Consider the following 19,619-nt stretch of genomic DNA (forward strand, 5'->3'; position numbering starts at 1 on the left):
TGGCTTAACCTCTTTTACGTCGCCAGGCAGGAGCAGCATTTTGCGGCTTAGGTGGTGTTTCCTGAAGCGACATCACTGCGCCTGCAAATTCTTTCATCACCCGTCGGTAGACATCGCGTTTAAACGACACTACCTGACGAACAGGATACCAATAGCTTACCCATCGCCAGCCATCAAACTCAGGAGTGCTACTGGTTTGCATATTGACGTCAGCATCACTACTGACCAATTGCAGAAGAAACCACTTTTGTTTCTGGCCGATACAAACCGGCTTTGTGTCCCAACGCACCAAACGTTTCGGTAACTTGTAACGCAACCAGTTACGGGTAGAAGCAAGGATTCGAACATCTTTACGATTTAAGCCCACTTCCTCGAACAGCTCCCGGTACATAGCCTGCTCCGGCGATTCACCTGGGTTTATTCCCCCCTGGGGGAACTGCCATGAGTGCTGTCCGAAGCGTCTGGCCCACATAACCTGGCCCTGTCGATTACAGATTACGATACCCACATTTGGGCGGTAGCCATCGTCATCAATCACCGGACTACCTCAAAATAAACCTGAATCAAACGATTGTTTCACACTCGTGGAAAACGGTAAACCACTCAATTGCACCGGAACAAACGGATAACAATTGAATAACTCACAGTTATCGCCACAGTTATAAACAGACAGCCCTATGTGAGGCGCATTTTATTCACGTTTTCTGTGGATAGAGTTGTGAAGAACCCGAGATTTACCACGGGAAAACCCAGAGTTGTCTGAATGCGTGGATAATTGCGCATAAAAATAAAATCATTTCATTCATTAGGTTAGATTGATTATTACTATTCTTACACCCCATAATGTGACGATCATCACTATAGTGATCTTCCGACTGATGAAAGATCGAACAACGTCGTTTTTATCCACAGATTATGCCAATAAGTTAGGCACATTTTGTGCAGAAATTGGATTTTCGTCGCACGTCAAGGCTGTAAATCGAAACAGTAGTGATACTTTTACCCAGTTATCCCATTTTTCTGTGGATAACATGGTGTAAGATCCTGTTCATTGTCAGTGACCAGATTTGGACAACTCCTTTTTCTGTTGCGCAACGGACAACATATTGACGAAAAATAGCTTATTAATCATGTGTTTTTCTGTGCTTTATGGAAAAACATTCTCTTGATTCATACAGTGCATAAATGAAGGTCGTTTTTTAACCAAGGCTTATAAATGTCCGATCTCTATCCATTAACATCATCACCGGAGTCAGAAACACAGCTTTTTTTGCAGGCGCAGTCTCTGGCGGGCTACTCCCTGGGGGAGCTTGCCACCCGTGTAGGACTCCCGATTCCCCGCGATCTCAAACGTGATAAAGGATGGACGGGGGTGTTATTGGAACGCTGGTTAGGTGCCAGCGCCGGGAGCAAACCCGAGCAGGATTTCGCGCATCTGGGGGTTGAACTGAAGACCATCCCGATAGATAGCGCGGGCCGCCCGCTGGAAACCACCTTCGTCTGCGTTGCCCCATTAACAGGAAATACCGGCGTCATCTGGGAAACAAGTCATGTACGCCATAAATTACATCGCGTGTTGTGGATACCGATTGAGGGCTCCCGCGAGATCCCAGTGGGAGAACGCCGGGTAGGATCGCCACTGCTCTGGAGTCCCAGCGAAGAAGAAGAACATCAGTTGCGTCTGGACTGGGAAGAGCTGATGGATTTGATTGTGCTTGGCCAGGTTGAACGTATCACTGCTCGTCATGGCGAAGTGCTTCAGTTGCGGCCGAAAGCAGCAAACAGCAAAGCCCTCACCGAAGCAATTGGTGCGCGGGGAGAACCTATCCTGACGTTGCCACGCGGCTTCTACCTGAAGAAGAACTTCACCGGCGCACTGCTGGCCCGCCATTTCCTGATTCAGGGGGATTAATTTTTTACCTCAGCCCGCCTCACGCTTATAATCAGCGCTTCTTTATTTGGCAGGACTTTTATAGATGTTATTTGCATGGATTACCGATCCCAACGCATGGCTTGCCCTTGGCACGCTAACGCTGTTGGAAATTGTGCTTGGGATCGACAACATTATTTTCCTCTCTCTGGTTGTCGCCAAACTCCCTACCGCTCAGCGTAACACTGCGCGGCGACTGGGTCTGGCTGCAGCAATGATCATGCGGTTGTTGCTGCTGGCTTCCATTGCCTGGATAACCAAACTCACCACACCGCTGTTTGAGGTTTTCAGCCATTCCGTCTCCGCTCGTGACCTCATTCTCTTCCTTGGCGGCCTTTTCCTCATCTGGAAAGCCAGTAAAGAGATCCATGAAACGATTGAAGGCGAGGAGGAGAGCCTCAAAACCAACGTGAACTCCTTCCTGGGAGCCATCGTTCAAATCATGCTGCTGGATATTATTTTCAGCCTCGACTCGGTGATAACCGCCGTTGGTCTGTCCGATCATCTGTTTATTATGATGGCAGCCGTGGTGATTTCCGTTGGCGTGATGATGTTTGCGGCGCGTCCGATTGGTGATTTCGTTGACCGGCATCCTTCCGTCAAAATGCTGGCCCTTTCCTTCCTGATTCTGGTGGGTTTCACCTTGATCCTGGAAAGCGTGTCGATTCATGTGCCAAAAGGCTATATCTATTTTGCGATGTTTTTCTCCATCGCGGTGGAAAGCCTCAATTTATTGCGCAACAAGAAAAAACCGCTGTAATTCAACGCTTCCCCTGCGGGGGAAGCGCTCTAAATGCTGACTTTTCTCCCACTTTAAGATTTTCCCCCTTTTATGTGCCGGAACATCAGGCTATTACTAGACTAATGTAACAAACAGGTCAGATGAGGGTGACAGGATGAAGAATTGGGCAGTGCTTATCTCCGCAGTCGGTTTAGCTTTTGCAGTATCAGGATGTAGCAGTGATTACGTGATGGCGACCAAAGACGGCAGGATGATCCTGACGGAAGGCAAGCCAAAAGTTGATGATGAAACCGGGCTGGTCAGCTATCACGATCAGCAGGGCAACAAAATGCAGATTAACCGCGATGACGTTTCTCAGATCCTTGAACGCTAAAAAATTATCTTAAAGGTCAGAGACCTGCTGACCTTTTTTCCACTCCCCTCTTTCCCTTTTCTCCCCCCTCTGCCATGTTTATAGTCCTTTGTCAGGCATCTGACGTTGTAAGTATGTAAAGGAAGTTGGCTATGCACTATCACCGTATTCCCCATAGTTCGCTTGAAATAAGCACCCTGGGGCTGGGCACAATGACGTTTGGTGAACAGAATAGCGAAGCCGACGCCCACGCACAGCTGGATTACGCCATCAGTCAGGGCATCAACCTGATTGACGTTGCCGAGATGTACCCTGTCCCACCGCGCCCGGAAACACAGGGGCTGACGGAGACCTATGTCGGCAACTGGCTGGCAAAACGGGGTAACCGCGAGAAAATCGTCCTTGCCTCCAAGGTGAGCGGCCCCTCGCGCAACAACGATAGCGGTATCCGCCCAAACCAGGCGCTGGATCGCAAGAATATCCGCATCGCGCTTGAAGACAGCCTCAAGCGTCTGCAAACCGATCATCTCGATCTCTATCAGGTTCACTGGCCGCAGCGCCCGACCAACTGCTTTGGCACGTTGGGCTATAAATGGACAGAGTCCGCTCCCGTCGTCACCCTGCTGGAAACGCTGGAAGCACTGACTGAATTCCAGCGCGCGGGCAAGATTCGCTACATTGGCGTCTCCAATGAGACGGCCTTTGGTGTCATGCGCTACCTGCAACTGGCGGAAAAGCATGAATTGCCGCGTATCGTCACCATCCAGAACCCGTATAGTCTGTTGAACCGCAGCTATGAAGTGGGACTGGCGGAAGTGACGCAGTATGAAGGGGTTGAACTGTTGGCCTACTCCTGCCTGGCCTTCGGTACTCTCAGCGGTAAGTATCTCAACGGAGCGAAGCCTGCGGGAGCCCGTAACACCTTATTCAGCCGCTTTACGCGTTACAGCGGCGAGCAGGCACAAAAAGCGATCGCCGCTTACGTGGATATCGCTAAACGCCACAATCTGGATCCGTCGCAAATGGCGCTGGCCTTTGTTCGCCGCCAGCCGTTCGTCGCCAGCACATTGCTGGGGGCAACAACGATGGAACAACTGAAAGCCAATGTGGAAAGCCTGCATCTGGAGCTGAGTGAAGAGGTGCTGGCAGAGATTGAAGCGGTGCATCAGGTTTATACCTACCCGGCACCGTAATGGAATGAAGGCCGGGCAGTTAACCCGGCCTCTTTTTTTAACGACGGCGTTGCCAGACCCACAGCACGGTAATCGCCAGCGCAAACAGCACGCCAAACCCGACACCCACCCCCACCACCGGGATGCCCACCTTCACCGCCAGCGAGTACAGCCCCAGCATCAGCAACATTGCAGTATTTTCGCCGAGGTTCTGCACGGCAATCGCATTGCCCGCGCCGACGGTATGCTTACCGCGCTCCTGCAACAAGGCATTAAGCGGCACCACAAAGAAGCCGCCCAACAGACCAATCAGCATCAAAATGCCGTATGCGGGCAGTAATGCATGTTGTAACGAAAAGAAGGCCACCGCCACACCAATTAAAATCCCGGCCGGCATGCAGCGAGCCACTTTTTCCAGCGTCACCAGTTTCGCCGCCAGTCCCGCCCCCACGACAATACCCACCGCCACCATGGCGTTAAGATAGGTCGGCGTCGCGTTATCGGTAATGCCCAGCGCTGTCGGCACCCACAGCACCAGCAGGAAGCGCAGCGTGACGCCAGCCCCCCAGAACAGGCTGGTACCGACCAGTGAGAAACGCGTTTCGCCGTTGCGCCAGAGCACCGAGCAGGCGTTAAAGAAGCTGCGGGTCATCGGTGTAAAACGCCAGGACTGCCCCGGACGGGCAACCGCCAGACGCGGAATCATCAGGTTAGCGGCTACCGCACCGGCATACACCAGTGCACAAACGCCGAGCGCCGCCAGTACGTGCCAGTCCGCCAGAATTCCCCCGGCCATTGAGCCAAGCAAAATGGCCGCAATGGTGGATGACTCCATCAGCCCGTTGGCTTTCACCAGCTTATCGCCGGTGGTCAGTTCACCCAGAATGCCGTACTTGGCTGGGGAATAAGCCGCAGCGCCAACCCCGACCAGCGTATAGCCAATAAACGGATTGATACCAAAACAGATACAGGCCGCACCGAGCAGTTTCATCCCGTTGGCGACCATCATCACGCGCCCTTTCGGGAAGCTGTCTGCCACCTGTCCGACGAAAGGCGCAAAAACGATGTAAGCACCCACAAACACCATCTGCAGGACGGGCTGACTCCAGTCGGGGTAAAACTCGGCCTTCAGAAGCGCCAGGGTCGCAAACAGCAGTGCGTTATCACCGAATGCGGAGAGGAACTGAGCAGCAATGACTGCCTTCATGCCTTTCGACCACAGCGACGTGTTAGTGTGTACTGACTCATGCATTTTGAGTGTCTGCCTCTTCTACCATGCTTTTTAAGGTCACAAAGTCAGGCTTCCCGCTGCCCAGTAACGGCAATTGTTTAAGGAAGCGAATGTCGCGCGGCACAGCCAGCTCCGGCACGCCTTGCGCACGCGCTTGCTGCGAGAGTTTTTCTCGCGTCAGTGTGTCATCGGTAGTAAACAACACTAATGCTTCACCTTTACTGGCGTCGGATTTAATTGCCGTGGCGTGCATCTTCTCAGGCGAAACCGCCAGCGCCAGTTGTTCGACCATCTCCAGCGAAATCATCTCCCCGGCGATTTTGGCAAAGCGTTTAGCGCGCCCCTGGATCTGCACAAAGCCCTGTTCATCAAAACGTACGATATCCCCGGTGTCGTACCAGCCCTGCTCAACCACACCCTCGGCATTCTCGGCCGAGGGCGCTTCCAGCACACCCGGATGCTCAACCCGCAGGTAGCCGTTCATCACGTTCGGCCCTTTCAGTTGCAGACGACCACCGTCTTCAATCCCCGGAACCGCCATTAAACGTGCATCCATGCCCGGCAGAATACGCCCGACCGTGCCCGGCTTCGCCGCCATCGGCACGTTAATGGATACCACCGGCGCACATTCCGTCACGCCATAGCCTTCGAGAATGCGCAGGCCAAACTTGTCCTGCCAGATTTGCCGGGTGCTGTCCTGCAGTTTCTCTGCACCCGCCACCACGTAGCGCAGGCGGAAGAAGTCGTACGGATTAGCGAATCGCGCATAATTGCCGAGGAAGGTCGAAGTACCGAACAGCACGGTGCAGTTACGGTCGTACACCAGCTCCGGCACAATGCGATAGTGCAACGGACTCGGATAGAGGAACACTTCTGCCCCGGTCAGCAACGGCGTAAACAGCCCGACGGTGAGGCCGAAGGAGTGGAACAGTGGAAGAGCCGACATAAAGCGATCGTTGGCGGTAAAGTCGGCAATCGTCCTGATTTGCTCGACGTTCGCCAGGATGCTTTTATGGCTGTGCACCACCCCTTTCGGGTTACCTTCTGAACCGGAGGTGAACAGGATGATCGCCGGATCTTCCGGTTTTTGCGGCAGTTGCGCCAGCTTCGGCATAAAGACGCGGCTGAAAATCCACAGCTTATCTTCCAGCGTCACGCTGCCTTTCAGATCTTCTAAATAGACCCAACGTACCTGCGTTAGCTGTTCCGGCAGATGCCAGAGCTTGCCTTTGTCCATAAAGGTGCGCGAGGTAAACACCGTTTTCAGCTCTGCCGCCGTAATGGCGCTGGTCAGCCCTTTCACCCCGGCGGTGTAGTTCATCATTGCCGGGATACGACCACGGGCAATAGCACCAAAAATCACCGCGGCGCTGATGCCCGCGTTTGGCAGCATCAGGCCGATTTTGTCGCCAGGAGCGGTGTATTTATCCAGAATGCGGGCCACAAACAGCGTCTTAGTGAGCAGTTTTCGGTAGGAGTCCGGGGTGAAATTGATGTCTTCTACGCAAGGCTTGTTGGCCCCATAACGATACTGTGCTGACAGGAAAGCTTCATACAACGTTTCCCGTGGGCGAACTGCCATGCGCGCTTCCATCATAATCTGGTGCAGCATCTCCCCGGCGATTTTACGGCGATCGCGGGCACGAGGGGCGTCCGGCATCGGCAGTTGTGTCGGTGGCAGAATATGCAGCGTAATACGCGGGAACAGGCGGCGTTTGACCAGCCCTTTCAGGCGGCTGAAAAAGGTTAACTCCGCTCCTTCAATACGCACCGGCACCACGGTCGCACCGGACTTTGCCGCCACAAAACCGGCACCGTCATAAATCTTCATCAGCGAGCCAGAGACCGAAATACGCCCTTCCGGGAAAATCACCACCGGGCGGCCTTCGCCAATCAAGCGCACCAGGTGTTTGATCGACATCGGTTTTGTCGGGTCAAGCGGCACAAAATCAATAAAGGGTTTCAGCCAACGCATGTACCACTGGGTGCTGATGGAGCTATAGACCGCGAACACTGGGCGGATGGGCAGGAACAGCGCCAGCAGAATGCCGTCAATAAACGAGACGTGATTCGGAGTGATGAGCACGCGCTCGCCGTTCAGCGCCTGCGTGTTGCCAGTGAGCTGTACACGGAACAGGATACGAAAAAGCTCACGAAAAAATCCAGGTAACATTGCAACTCCTTTTGTCAGTGGGTTAGACAAGCTATGCATGAATTGTGGCAGATTACACGAGAACCGGGGTGGGAGAAATTCAGGCGAATAAATATCCTCCGGCATAGCCGGAGGTTTTTCAAATGCGCCTATAAGGCTCTGTTACCAGCCGCGCCCTAACAGGCGCATACGATCTGACATTTGCATCAGACTTCGCTACTTACGGCCCGTAAACGGGCTGCCCGGATAAGGGATCGATAACTGCTCCCCCATCTTATCCTCTTCAAGCTGGTGCTTTATGTATTCCTGTATCTTTGCCGTGTTCTTACCCACCGTGTCTACGTAGTACCCACGGCACCAGAACTCCCTGTTTCTGTACTTGAATTTCAAATCCCCAAACTGCTCATAAAGCATCAGACTGCTTTTGCCTTTCAGATACCCCATGAACCCCGACACACTCATCTTCGGTGGGATTTCCAGAAGCATATGAATGTGATCCGTACAGCATTCTGCTTCTAGAATATGGACGTTTTTCCATTCACATAGCTTTCTTAATATGCCGCCTATTGCTCTGCGTTTCTCCCCATAAAACACCTGTCGGCGGTATTTGGGCGCAAAGACTATGTGATATTTACAGTTCCATCGGGTGTGCGCTAAGCTCTTTTCGTCCCCCATTGGGACCCCCTTTTGATTTCTTGTTTAACTTTTGCAGTTGCCAGACCGCAAAGATGTTTTAACAAATCAAAAGGGGTTTTTATATCCGGCTCAAAGCTGAAAGCTTTACTGAACCCCCAGCCTAGCTGGGGGTTTTCTATAGACAAAAAAAACCTGCGCATCTGCGCAGGTCGGTGCAAGAAATGAGTACGAAACGCGTACTGAAGAATTCACCAATCAATACCTCTGGGATCTTGATTGTGGTTGCTGGTGGCCGGGCTCGCCACCGGGAAAAAGCAAGGGAATTCCCCTAAGTGCAACGAGGTGTTTCGAATGACTTTTGCTGGTTACACATGGAAGACAGGCAAAAAAAAACCTGCACATCTGCGCAGGTTGGTGTAATTCAAGTGCTCAACCCTCAGGGTTGACCTCACCTATCAATACCTCTGGGATAATCACTGTAGCAACGGGTATCCCTGCGTCTCCAGTGGACAATAGCAACAGCCTTTCGCAAAGTGTAACTAAAGGTATTAATTGTGTTTTTCAGGATATATTTGCCGTGTAACGGTTACACCCAGTTTCACCGTGCCAGGTCACGTTTGCGCAATGCCAGCGTGCAACGTCCTTGATTAGCCAGCGCATTGCCGTACCATAAGTGGGTGTGTAACCGCTTCCCCCAAAAATGAAGGTGCGCAATGGCGACCATTAAAGATGTAGCCCGGCTTGCAGGTGTTTCCGTTGCCACGGTATCCCGCGTAATCAATGACTCGCCGAAGGCCAGCGAAAGCTCGCGCCTGGCGGTGAAAAATGCCATGGAAACCCTGAACTACCATCCCAACGCCAACGCACGCGCCCTGGCGCAGCAGTCAACGGAAACGGTGGGTCTGGTGGTGGGCGATGTGTCCGATCCCTTCTTTGGCGCAATGGTGAAAGCTGTCGAGCAGGTGGCTTCTGCCACAGGTAACTTCCTGCTGATCGGCAACGGCTACCACAACGAGCAAAAAGAGCGTAAAGCCATTGAGCAACTGATTCGCCATCGCTGCGGCGCGTTAGTCGTGCACGCCAAAATGATCCCGGATGACGATCTGATCGCCCTGATGAAACAGATACCCGGTATGGTGCTGATCAACCGCATTGTCCCCGGCTACGAACAACGTTGTGTGGCGCTTGATGACCGCTACGGCGCCTGGCTGGCCACCCGTCACCTCATTCAGCAGGGCCATACGCGCATTGGTTATCTCTGTTCCAACCATGCCATATCCGATGCTGACGACAGGCTGCAGGGCTATTACGATGCGTTAAAAGAGCATGACCTGCCCTGCAATGAACGGCTGGTTACCTTTGCAGAACCGGATGAGAGTGGTGGCGAACAGGCGATGACGGAGCTGTTAGGGCGTGGCAAAAACTTTACCGCCGTGGCCTGTTATAACGACTCGATGGCCGCCGGGGCAATGGGTGTACTCAACGATAACGGTATTGATGTCCCGCAGGAGATCTCGTTGATCGGTTTTGATGACATTCTGGTCTCGCGCTATGTGCGCCCGCGCTTAACCACCGTACGTTACCCGATTGTCACCATGGCAACCCAGGCCGCCGAACTGGCACTGGCGCTGGCAGAAAACCGACCGCTGCCAGAAATAACCCATCTGTTTAATCCGACGCTGGTGCGCCGCCATTCGGTCGTCACCCCTCAGGAGAGTTAGAGCGCGAAGCGGTAGAGGTGGACGGTCGTGTCCGGATAATCCAGGCCGTCACCGATGTACTGCCAGCCAAAGCGTTCGTAGAAATCGCGGCAGGCTGAATAGAGATGCAGGTCTGAAAAGCCCATTTCACGCGCGCAATCAATCACGTGCTGCTGTAACAAACGCGCCAGCCCTCTTCCACGTGCGGCTTCATCCACATACAACGAAGCCAGCCACGGATAGAGATCCTGCCGACTGATCAGGTCACAGCGCCATAACCCCACCGTACCCAACAGCGTTTCTCCTTCAAGCAAAACGAAAGTGAGCGGCAACTGACCGGGCTGCTGACTATGTTCAATAATGCTCGCAAAAAAAGCCCGCGGCAGGGAATCACCAAACTCGCGCCACAACCATTCGATGACCTGTTCAGCACACTGAGGCGCTTGATAAAGCGGAACAATCTTCACATCAGTTTCCCCTGGAAAATCGGCACCGATTCAAACAGGTAACCGTCGAAGTCCGGGGCATCCTCGTCTGAGAGTTCCAGCAAACTCTTTTTTACGTTCTCAAGGTGTTGCCACATCGCCTGCCAGGCTCCCATCACGTCGCGGCGGCGCAGCGCAGCGAGCAGCGTTTGCCGGTCACCGAGCCATTTTAAACGGTACGGGCGGCTGGCAATGTGCACGTTAAATTGTTGCCACAGTGGACTGCTGTCCATGTGATGCCATACGCTCTCGACCGTCGCCAGCAGCATCTGATTTTGCGACGCCCCCGCCAGCACCAGGTGGAACATTTTACTGTTGTCCTGAGAGGTATCGTTCAATGCGATGGCACGCTGTTCCTGCTCCAGAATGCGGCGCAGGTTATCGATGTCTGCACGGGTCGCCATTTTGGCAGCGAAGGCCGCGATATTGCTCTCCAGCAACTGACGCGCCTGCAGGATTTCAAACGGTCCAACGTCGCTACTTAAAAAGCGCTCTTCTTCGTTTTCATGCTCCTGAGGAATGCGCATGACGTACACACCCGAGCCCTGGCGGATATCCACCGTGCCCTGTAATTCGAGCATCAGCAGCGCTTCACGGACGATGGTGCGACTGACACCATATTTTTCCGCGATATTACGCTCAGGCGGAAGGCGGGAGCCCACCGGATAGTGGCCCTGGATGATTTGTGCGCGTAAATCTTCGCCAATTTCCTGGTACTGTTTTTTCTCCGGCGGGATGACGGCTTTTTCCACAGAATCACCTATCAATAGAATATAAAACTCAGGCCGGGGACGGCACCGGCCTGAGGGCGCGCTATCTTACCAAACTTAGCGCCTGATCGAGAACTTTCGCGCCATTTAACGTGCCGTACGCGACTGAATCAATAACATCGATAGGGATGTTGTACTCCTCGGTAAGCTTTCTGTTTTCCGCCAGCTTGAAGCGGACCTGCGGTCCTAACAACACCGCGATAACCTCTTTGCTGTGGCTCTCCAGCTCATCGCGCAGACTCTGTTCTGCAATAGCGTAGATCTTCAGTTCCAGGCCACGCTCCGCTGCCGTTTTTTCCATTTTGGTCACCACCAGCGAGGTGGACATCCCGGCCGAGCAACATAAAACGATGCGTTTCATCACAGCTCCTTATTTCCATTCATCATCAACGGTCAGCGTCAGCTGGCGCTCTTTGCTTAAACGCCGATACCAGTGCAGCGACTTTTTCGCGCGCCTGTCACGGTTGTGTTGCAAATCTATTTCCACCAGCCCGTAGCGGTTTTTGAAGGCATTCATGGGCGACACGTTGTCGGTAAACGCCCATAACATGTAGCCCTGGCAGTTAGCCCCGTCTTCACGGGCGCGCAGGGTCTGGTAAAGATGTTCGCCAATAAAGGCAATACGGTAATCATCCTCAATGAAGCCATCAGCATTACGGAACTGACCTTCGTTCTCGATGCCCATGCCGCTCTCGGCGACGAACCACGGGATGTTGCCGTACTCGTTTTTGATGCGCATCGCCATGTCATAAATAATGAACGGGCCAATCTCCCAGCCGCGGGATTTGTTCATTCTCCGGCCTGGTAACTCGAACGGCTCATAGTAGTAAGCGGGATGGAAAGGTGTCTCAGGATGCCAGGCCCGGGAAGGGGCTTTCACACGGTGCGGGTAATAAAGGTTAATGCCTAACTCATCGACAGTGTTCTCGCGAATAATCGCCAGTTCCTCTTCGGTGTATTCCCAGCTCACCTGATGTTTTTCCAGCACGTCGAACAGCTCAGCCGGGTACTCACCTTTCACCATCGGGTCGAGAAACACGCGATTGTAGAACAGGTCATACATTTCAGCTGCACGCAGGTCGTGAGGCGCACGCGAGCGCGGATAGGTCACTTCAGGGTTGAGAATACAGCCCACCGTTCCGGCATAACCTTTTTCCCGGAATAACTTCACCACTTTCGCCGTGGCGAGGTTTTTATGGTGGTTCCACCGCATCCAGGTTGAGGTATTTTGCTCGTAAGGCCAGCGCAGCGCATCAAGATAGACGCGGGTTTGCACCACAATGGGCTCATTAAAGGTGAACCAGCGCGTCACTTTCTGGTGAAAACGTTCGAAGACTTTTTCGACATACAGCAGATACAGCTCGACCACTTTTTTCGACGCCCAGCCGCCGTAGGTTTCCAGCAGATAACCCGGCAGCTCATAGTGTTCGAGGCAGATCATCGGGACGATGCCCTGACGTTCCATCTCGGCAAACAACTGGTCGTAATACGCGGCGTACTCTTCATCCACCACGCCATTTTCGTAGTCGGTCAGAAAACGCGACCAGTTAATCGAGGTGCGATAATGAGTCAGCCCCGCGTCTTTCATCAACTGGACGTCTTCGCGAAAGCGGGTATAGAAGTTCGTCGCCACCGCCGGGCCATAGCCGTCATGCCAGACGTGTCTGTCGTTCTTGTACCAGAGATCGGGCCACGAATCCTGATCCTCCTTTTTTCCTTCCCAGCCCTCGGTTTGCCAGGCTGACGCCGCCGCGCCCAGAATAAACGACGGCGGTATAGATACAGTTTTTACGCTCACATCACGCTCCTTCAGGCATTTTTCGCCATTTCAGCCGACTCCGCCTGCAACTGCGCCTGCTCGGCACGGCGGGAGGCAATTTTCACGAATGGCAGGTAGATAATGATGGCCGTGAGAATACAGATAAGCTGAGTGACCACCGCTCCCATCGATCCCGCAGTAGAAAGCCAGGCGTTAATCAACGGCGGCGTAGTCCAGGGCACCATCACCACAGCTTTGCCGGCAAAACCGGTGACAGTGGCGAAGTAGCCAATCGATCCGGTGACCAGTGGGGTGATGATGAACGGGATCGCTAGGATCGGGTTCAGCATGATTGGCATCCCGAAAATCACCGGTTCATTGATGTTGAAAATCCCAGGGCCTATCGAGAGCTTGGCAATCTCCTTCATCTCTTTGCGCTTGGTGGCGATCATCACCGCGATAAGCAGGCCGATAGTCAGCCCGGAACCACCGATGCTCATGTAAACGTCCCAGAATGGCATGGTGATGATGTTCGGCACCTCTTTGCCCTGCTCAAACGCCGACATATTGACGGTGATAGCACCGAGCAGCAGCGGCTCACGAATCGGTTTGATCATCTGGTTACCGTGGATACCGATAACCCAGAACAGCTGGGCGACAAACATCAGCAGCAGAATACCCGGCAGGCTCTGCACCACACGTTCAAGCGGCTGTTGCACCACCTGATACACGGCGTCGTACAGGTACATGCCGGTAATCTGATGGAATACAAAGCCGAACGTGGCGATAACCGTCGTGGTGATAATGGCCGGGATCAGCGCCGAGAAGGACGCAGAAACGTTAGGCGGTACGGTGTCCGGCATCTTGATCTTCAGCCCGTCACGCGTCTCCAGCCAGCAGTAGATTTCCACGGACAGGATGGCGATGAACATGCCGAGGAACAGGCTGCGGGTGTCTGAGAACTGACGCAACAGCACGTCTTTCACCACGTGCATCTGCCCGTCCACCAGCATTTCGACGGTGGTTGGCGTCACACAGATAAAGCAGATCACCGCCAGCAGGCCGGGGAACAGCGTTTTGATGCCGTTAATCCGGCCAAGCTCAATACCGATGAGGAACACGGCACCGATGTTAAGGAAGTTCAGGGTGGCATAGTTGATTGCGCCGGTTATTGGCTTAAGTGCCGCCAGAAACGACAGCGACTCGAAGCTCGCCAGCCCGTTTTTTGGATCCAGCACCATATTGGAGATCAGTACGGAGAACGCCCCCACAATGATCACCGGCATCAGTGTGATAAAGGAGGCCTTGATCGCCATGATGTAGCGATAGCTATTGAATTTGGTCGCAAAACTACCCAGCGAATCGATGAGTTTGTCCTGTAGAGCCATGCGTAGGTACCTCGGTAAAAGGGCTTTTTTATGATTGCAGGTATACAGCTCACTACCTATTGGTATACCAAAAATAGACACTGGCGAAAAAAAGTTCTGTGATTCACCTCCCAACCCGGTTCGTGGTATTCCAAATTGGTCTTATTTTAACTATTGGCATACCACCTTAAAAATATCAGGGCTTTTCTGCGCAACGCCTTCAGAAAGCCCAATCGCCGGGCTATCAGGGCCTTAACCCCGGTAATGAGTGTGGTAAACTGCTGCCCTTCACGTGAAACAGGAACGCGTCATGGCGACAATGCTGGATGTCTCACTGCGTGCGGGCGTCTCCAAAGCGACGGTTTCTCGCGTACTGAATGGCACAGGACAAGTAAAAGAAAGCACCCGGAATCAGGTGTATAAGGCGATGGAAGAGTTGGGATACCGCCCCAATTTTCTTGCCCAGTCGCTGGCAAACCGCACCAGTAACAGCATTGGTCTGGTGGTTTCCTGCTTCGACGGATTTTATTTTGGGCGTCTGCTACAGCAGGCTTCACGCCAGTCGGAAGCCCACGGTAAACAACTCATTGTGACGGACGGGCATGACACCCCGGAACGCGAAGAGATTGCGGTGCAAATGCTGGCCGATCGCCGCTGCGACGCCATCATTCTCTACACTCGTTTTATGAGTGAGAAGGCCATCAGCCGGCTCATCGACGCGACGCCGATGCCGCTTATCGTGATCAACCGCGAACTGTTTCAGGCGCACGATAAATGTGTTTTCTTCGAGCAGCAGGACGCCGCCTTCCAGGCCGTGGATTACTTAATCAGCCAGGGCCACCACGATATCGCCTGTATCACCACACCGATTCACACCCCGACCGGCAAATCGCGTTTGATGGGCTATCGCAAGGCGCTTGAAAAAAACGGCATCCGCTGGGATCCGGCGAAGGTCAAATACGGTGATTCCTCCATGACTCAGGGCTACGTGCTGTGCCAGGAGATTTTGCAGGAAGGGATAAAGATCAGCGCGGTGTTTGCCTGTAACGACGACATGGCGCTGGGTGCATCCAAGGCATTGCACCAGGCGGGTTTGCGCATTCCACAGGACATTTCGCTATTTGGTTTTGATGATGCTCCCTGCGCCCGCTGGCTGGAGCCGGGGTTATCGACGGTGTACCTGCCCATCGACAGCATGATAACGACTGCGATAGATCAGGCCATTAAGCTTGCGAATGGCAAAGAGATCGATGCGATCCCTCCTTTTACCGGCACGCTGGTGCTACGCGACTCCGTGACCAGCGGACCATTTTTCCACGGTTAATCAGTGCGGGCTGATGCCCTCACCCCGGCCCTCTCCCACGGGGAGAGGGAGAAAACCACATACTGGGTGAGGGGGAAAATGCGGCTCTGAGAGTCAGGCCCCCTCCCCCACCAAACGATTAAATCAGTTCCAGCGCCAGCAACTCTTCAATCGTCTGACGACGACGAATCAACCGTGCCACGCCATTATCAAACAGAACTTCCGGCAGCAGCGGGCGGCTGTTGTAGTTCGATGACATCGATGCACCATAAGCGCCGGTATCATGCAGCACCAGATAATCACCCGGCGTCACCGCAGGCAGTGCGCGGGTTTCGACCTTGCCGCCTTCCTGCTGGGTAAAGACATCGCCCGATTCACACAACGGCCCGGCCACTACGGTATCAACGCGTGGTGCGGTGGTTAAATCACGCCCGTCTGCAGCCAGCGCGGTAATATGGTGGTAGCTTCCGTACATTGACGGACGCATCAGATCGTTAAAGCCCGCATCGATCAGCACAAAGTGGCGGCTGCCCATGTTCTTCACGCTGCGCACCTGCGACACCAGCACGCCAGATTCCGCCACCAGGAAACGCCCTGGTTCAATCTCCAGTTTAACCGGATGACCAAGATGTTTTGCCACCTGATCACGCGCCGCATTCCACAGGCTGAAGTAGTGATCGGTATCCACGCCCTCTTCCCCTTCATGATAAGGAATTGAGAGCCCACCACCGGCTGAAATCGCCTGCAGATCCTGACCAAACTCCACCACCTGACGCACCATCGCACCGCACACCTGCTCCAGATGGCCGTAATCCACACCCGAACCAATGTGCATATGAATGCCGACCAGTTGCAGGTTATAACGCTGCATCACTTCAAGTGCTGCCGGGAGATCGCTGTACCAGATCCCGTGTTTGCTGTTTTCGCCACCAGTATTGGTTTTCTGGCTATGACCATGACCAAAGCCCGGATTGACGCGCAGCCACACCGGATGACCGGATGAGACTTCACCCAGTTGTTCGAGCATGTCCACGGAACCGGCATTGACCGGAATGCGCAGCTCGCTCACGCGGGCAAGCGTTGCATCATCGATCACATCGGCGGTGAAGACGATATCTTCCGGATGGGTTTTCGGGCAGTAACCCGCAGCGAGCGCACGTTCGATTTCACCGAGTGATACGGAATCAACCTTCACACCCTGTTCACGCATCAGGCGCAGAATATGAATGTTTGAGCAGGCCTTTTGCGCAAAACGCACCACATCAAACTGGGTAAGACGGGCAATCTGGTTACGGATAATTTGTGCGTCATACACCCAGACCGGGCAGCCAAATTCAGCAGGCAGGCGCAGCAGATTCTCAGCATTCAGGTCGGTATCAGTTTGTGTCAGTGGGCGTGGCATAGCGAACTCCATCATCGAATTTTTTATGATTACGCCACAGCACGAAGAGAATAAAAAATATCGTTTTATCGCGAGTCTATGCAAAAATGATATAGGTTGAGTTACCAGGATATTGCCATGCCCGCCGTGAATCTGCGCCACATCGAAATCTTTCATGCCGTGATGACCACCGGCAACCTGACCGAGGCCGCTCAGTTATTGCATACCTCGCAGCCAACGGTCAGCCGCGAGCTGGCGCGTTTTGAAAAAGTGCTGGGGTTAACCCTGTTTGAGCGTACGCGTGGGCGATTGCACCCAACGGTGCAGGGGATGAGGCTGTTTGAAGAAGTACAGCGTTCCTGGTATGGACTGGACAGAATTGTCAGCGCCGCCGAAAGCTTAAGAGAGTTTCGTCAGGGAGAGCTTTCGATTGCCTGCCTGCCCGTCTTCTCGCAATCGTTCCTGCCGCTGCTGCTAAAGCCTTTTCTCGCCCGCTACCCGGAAGTCAGCCTCAATATCGTGCCGCAGGAGTCGCCACTGCTGGAAGAGTGGCTTTCCGCCCAACGCCATGACCTGGGGCTCACCGAAACCATCAGTTCACCTGCCGGTACCGAGCGCACGCCGCTGCTGACGTTTAACGAAGTCTGCGTGCTACCGCAAAATCACCGCCTGGCGCACAAAGCAGTGCTGACCCCGGAAAATTTTCACGGCGAGAACTACATTAGCCTGTCGCGTACGGACAGTTATCGACAACTGCTGGATGCGTTGTTCAGTGAACACCAGGTGAAACGCCGGATGGTGCTGGAAACCCACAGTGCAGCATCAGTGTGTGCGATGGTCCGCGCAGGAGTGGGGATTTCGGTGGTGAACCCGCTCACGGCGCTGGATTATGCCGCGAGCGGCGTAGTGGTTCGCCGCTTCAGTATCGATGTGCCGTTTACGGTGAGTCTGATTCGCCCATTGCACCGCCCTGCTTCAGCGTTGGTCGACGAATTTAGCCGCCATTTACAGGCGGCGATGCCGCTTATCACGCAGCCTCTCAATGCGGTACTGAATGCCCTTTAGGAGAGCATAAAGCAGACGGCGTCGGCCGCGTGGATCGCGGCAGTATCAAAGACCGGAACAGGCGACTGCGCCTGTGACACCAGCAAACCAATTTCAGTGCAGCCAAAAATGACGCCTTCCGCCCCCTGCTCTGCCAGTTGTGCAATAAGCTTTACGTAGTAGTCACGAGAGACGTCGCTAAAGGTCCCCAGGCAGAGCTCATCGAAGATTATCTGGTTAACGCGCTCGCGGTCGGATTCACCGGGGATCAGCGTTTCGATAGCAAACTCATCGGTCAGACGACCGCGATAGAAATCCTGTTCCATGGTGTAGCGCGTGCCCAACAGTGCCACTTTACGTTGTTTTGCGTCCACAATGGCACGCCCGGTCGCATCCGCAATATGCAAGAAAGGAACATCGCAGCGCGCTTCGATTTGCCCGGCGATTTTGTGCATGGTGTTGGTACAAAGCACAATACCCTCAGCCCCTGCGTTTTGCAGGCCAACGGCAGCATTCGCGAGGATCTCACCCGCTTTTTCCCACTCCCCGCTGCGCTGGCAGACTTCAATTTCATGGAAATCGACGCTATGCATCAGCAGGCTAGCCGAGTGTAAACCACCGAGTTTCGCCTTCACGCCTTCGTTAATCAGGCGGTAATAAGGAATGGTCGATTCCCAGCTCATCCCACCCAGCAGCCCTATTGTTTTCATCGTGTCTCTCCGTCGAAGTGAATCCACAGTCAAACAAAGTCAGGGGGGAGTTTCAAGGCGTCTTGCAGGTATAAAAAAACCTGCCCGGAGGCAGGTTATTGACTAACTCTATAAATTAACGCGCCAGCCAGCCGCCGTCGACGGCAACGGTGTAGCCGTTGATGTAGTCAGATGCACCGGAAGCCAGGAACACAATCGGTCCCATCAGGTCGCTTGGCAGACCCCAACGACCAGCCGGGATGCGTTCGAGGATAGCCGCGCTGCGCTCTTCATCCGCACGCAGTTGCTGGGTGTTGTTGGTTGCCATGTAACCCGGTGCGATAGCGTTGACGTTGATGTTGTGCTTCGCCCACTCGTTCGCCAGCAGACGGGTCACGCCCATCACGCCGCTTTTAGACGCGGTGTAAGACGGTACGCGGATGCCACCCTGGAAGGAGAGCATGGACGCGATGTTGATGATTTTGCCGCCGTTGCCCTGCGCAATAAAGTGCTTCGCCGCTGCCTGAGACATAAAGAACACGCTCTTGATGTTCAGGTTCATCACGTCATCCCAGTCCTGCTCGCTGAAGTTGATCGCATCTTCACGACGAATCAGACCCGCGTTGTTCACCAGAATATCGATTTTGCCGAACTCAGCGACAGCGCGATCCAGCAATGCCGGAATACCGTCGATTTTACGCAGGTCAGCGGTCAGGCTCAGGAAACGACGGCCCAGCGCGGTGACACGTTCAATAGTTTCAGTCGGTTCAACAATGTTGATGCCAACGATGTCACAGCCCGCTTCTGCCAGGCCCAGCGCCATACCCTGACCGAGGCCGGTGTCACAACCGGAAACTACGGCAACTTTACCTTGAAGAGAAAATGCATCCAGAATCATGTGTATTC

At 53.8% G+C, this 19,619-nt stretch carries 19 protein-coding genes; 7 read left to right on the forward strand and 12 right to left on the reverse strand.

The window, feature by feature from the left end; translation table 11 throughout:
- Nucleotides 1-4: 4 nt before the first annotated feature.
- Nucleotides 5-538, reverse strand: a complete 534-nt coding sequence (gene rppH, locus AC5JPW_RS21905; protein ID WP_494243180.1) for an RNA pyrophosphohydrolase — start codon at nucleotides 536-538, stop codon at nucleotides 5-7.
- Between the two features lie 678 nt (nucleotides 539-1,216).
- On the opposite strand from rppH, the gene mutH reads away from it, so the two are divergent.
- The 4 genes from mutH (at nucleotide 1,217) to AC5JPW_RS21925 (ending at nucleotide 4,217) form a co-directional block, all read left to right on the forward strand.
- Nucleotides 1,217-1,912 carry a DNA mismatch repair endonuclease MutH gene (gene mutH, locus AC5JPW_RS21910; RefSeq protein ID WP_494243181.1) on the forward strand — a complete coding sequence of 232 codons (696 nt, stop codon included), beginning with the start codon at nucleotides 1,217-1,219 and terminating at the stop codon, nucleotides 1,910-1,912.
- Nucleotides 1,913-1,976: 64 nt separating this feature from the next.
- The gene (locus AC5JPW_RS21915) at nucleotides 1,977-2,690 is read left to right on the forward strand and encodes a TerC family protein (protein WP_494243182.1); all 714 of its coding nucleotides are present in this window, start codon (nucleotides 1,977-1,979) and stop codon (nucleotides 2,688-2,690) included.
- Nucleotides 2,691-2,826: 136 nt separating this feature from the next.
- Entirely contained in the window at nucleotides 2,827-3,045 is a 219-nt protein-coding gene (locus AC5JPW_RS21920; RefSeq protein ID WP_494243183.1) for a YgdI/YgdR family lipoprotein, read from the forward strand.
- 131 nt (nucleotides 3,046-3,176) lie between these two features.
- Nucleotides 3,177-4,217, forward strand: coding sequence for an NADP(H)-dependent aldo-keto reductase (locus tag AC5JPW_RS21925; protein WP_494243184.1), 1,041 nt, complete (start codon nucleotides 3,177-3,179; stop codon nucleotides 4,215-4,217).
- Between the two features lie 37 nt (nucleotides 4,218-4,254).
- Here AC5JPW_RS21925 and lplT read toward each other — a convergent pair whose 3' ends face one another.
- The 3 genes from lplT to tnpA all read right to left on the reverse strand — a co-directional run bounded on the left by lplT (nucleotide 4,255) and on the right by tnpA (nucleotide 8,254).
- Nucleotides 4,255-5,448: a lysophospholipid transporter LplT gene (lplT, locus tag AC5JPW_RS21930; RefSeq protein WP_494243185.1), complete on the reverse strand. Its 1,194-nt coding sequence runs from the start codon at nucleotides 5,446-5,448 to the stop codon at nucleotides 4,255-4,257.
- Complete coding sequence (aas, locus tag AC5JPW_RS21935) at nucleotides 5,441-7,600, reverse strand: bifunctional acyl-ACP--phospholipid O-acyltransferase/long-chain-fatty-acid--ACP ligase (protein WP_494243186.1); 2,160 nt, start codon at nucleotides 7,598-7,600, stop codon at nucleotides 5,441-5,443. Before aas ends, lplT begins: the two co-directional genes overlap by 8 nt.
- A 195-nt stretch (nucleotides 7,601-7,795) precedes the next feature.
- Nucleotides 7,796-8,254 (reverse strand): IS200/IS605 family transposase, encoded by a 459-nt coding sequence (tnpA, locus tag AC5JPW_RS21940; protein ID WP_494238354.1) that lies wholly within the window; start codon nucleotides 8,252-8,254, stop codon nucleotides 7,796-7,798.
- Between the two features lie 674 nt (nucleotides 8,255-8,928).
- Here tnpA and galR point away from each other — a divergent pair.
- The gene (gene galR, locus AC5JPW_RS21945) at nucleotides 8,929-9,936 is read left to right on the forward strand and encodes an HTH-type transcriptional regulator GalR (RefSeq protein ID WP_494243187.1); all 1,008 of its coding nucleotides are present in this window, start codon (nucleotides 8,929-8,931) and stop codon (nucleotides 9,934-9,936) included.
- Here the strand turns inward: galR and AC5JPW_RS21950 are convergent.
- From AC5JPW_RS21950 to AC5JPW_RS21970, 5 genes are all read right to left on the reverse strand, one after another.
- The gene (locus AC5JPW_RS21950; RefSeq protein ID WP_494243188.1) at nucleotides 9,933-10,382 is read right to left on the reverse strand and encodes a GNAT family N-acetyltransferase; all 450 of its coding nucleotides are present in this window, start codon (nucleotides 10,380-10,382) and stop codon (nucleotides 9,933-9,935) included. The two genes, galR and AC5JPW_RS21950, sit on opposite strands and share 4 nt — an antisense overlap.
- Nucleotides 10,379-11,152: a GntR family transcriptional regulator gene (locus AC5JPW_RS21955; protein ID WP_437433698.1), complete on the reverse strand. Its 774-nt coding sequence runs from the start codon at nucleotides 11,150-11,152 to the stop codon at nucleotides 10,379-10,381. Before AC5JPW_RS21955 ends, AC5JPW_RS21950 begins: the two co-directional genes overlap by 4 nt.
- A 61-nt stretch (nucleotides 11,153-11,213) precedes the next feature.
- Nucleotides 11,214-11,531, reverse strand: a complete 318-nt coding sequence (locus AC5JPW_RS21960) for a PTS sugar transporter subunit IIB (protein WP_494243189.1) — start codon at nucleotides 11,529-11,531, stop codon at nucleotides 11,214-11,216.
- A gap of 9 nt (nucleotides 11,532-11,540) precedes the next feature.
- Nucleotides 11,541-12,968: a glycoside hydrolase family 1 protein gene (locus AC5JPW_RS21965; RefSeq protein WP_494243190.1), complete on the reverse strand. Its 1,428-nt coding sequence runs from the start codon at nucleotides 12,966-12,968 to the stop codon at nucleotides 11,541-11,543.
- Between the two features lie 11 nt (nucleotides 12,969-12,979).
- Complete coding sequence (locus AC5JPW_RS21970; protein ID WP_494243191.1) at nucleotides 12,980-14,317, reverse strand: PTS sugar transporter subunit IIC; 1,338 nt, start codon at nucleotides 14,315-14,317, stop codon at nucleotides 12,980-12,982.
- Nucleotides 14,318-14,606: 289 nt separating this feature from the next.
- Between AC5JPW_RS21970 and AC5JPW_RS21975 the strand changes: the two genes are divergently transcribed.
- Nucleotides 14,607-15,620 carry a LacI family DNA-binding transcriptional regulator gene (locus AC5JPW_RS21975; protein ID WP_494243192.1) on the forward strand — a complete coding sequence of 338 codons (1,014 nt, stop codon included), beginning with the start codon at nucleotides 14,607-14,609 and terminating at the stop codon, nucleotides 15,618-15,620.
- Between the two features lie 118 nt (nucleotides 15,621-15,738).
- On the opposite strand, the gene lysA is transcribed toward AC5JPW_RS21975, so the two are convergent.
- Nucleotides 15,739-17,001 (reverse strand): diaminopimelate decarboxylase, encoded by a 1,263-nt coding sequence (lysA, locus tag AC5JPW_RS21980; protein WP_494243193.1) that lies wholly within the window; start codon nucleotides 16,999-17,001, stop codon nucleotides 15,739-15,741.
- A gap of 117 nt (nucleotides 17,002-17,118) precedes the next feature.
- Here lysA and AC5JPW_RS21985 point away from each other — a divergent pair, with 117 nt between their 5' ends.
- Nucleotides 17,119-18,045, forward strand: a complete 927-nt coding sequence (locus tag AC5JPW_RS21985; RefSeq protein ID WP_494243194.1) for a LysR family transcriptional regulator — start codon at nucleotides 17,119-17,121, stop codon at nucleotides 18,043-18,045.
- Here the strand turns inward: AC5JPW_RS21985 and AC5JPW_RS21990 are convergent.
- Complete coding sequence (locus AC5JPW_RS21990; protein ID WP_494243195.1) at nucleotides 18,042-18,734, reverse strand: aspartate/glutamate racemase; 693 nt, start codon at nucleotides 18,732-18,734, stop codon at nucleotides 18,042-18,044. The two genes, AC5JPW_RS21985 and AC5JPW_RS21990, sit on opposite strands and share 4 nt — an antisense overlap.
- Nucleotides 18,735-18,849: 115 nt before the next feature.
- Nucleotides 18,850-19,611, reverse strand: a complete 762-nt coding sequence (gene kduD, locus AC5JPW_RS21995) for a 2-dehydro-3-deoxy-D-gluconate 5-dehydrogenase KduD (protein ID WP_494243196.1) — start codon at nucleotides 19,609-19,611, stop codon at nucleotides 18,850-18,852.
- Nucleotides 19,612-19,619 lie beyond the last annotated feature (8 nt).

The sequence above is a fragment of the Phytobacter sp. genome (genome assembly GCF_059074235.1).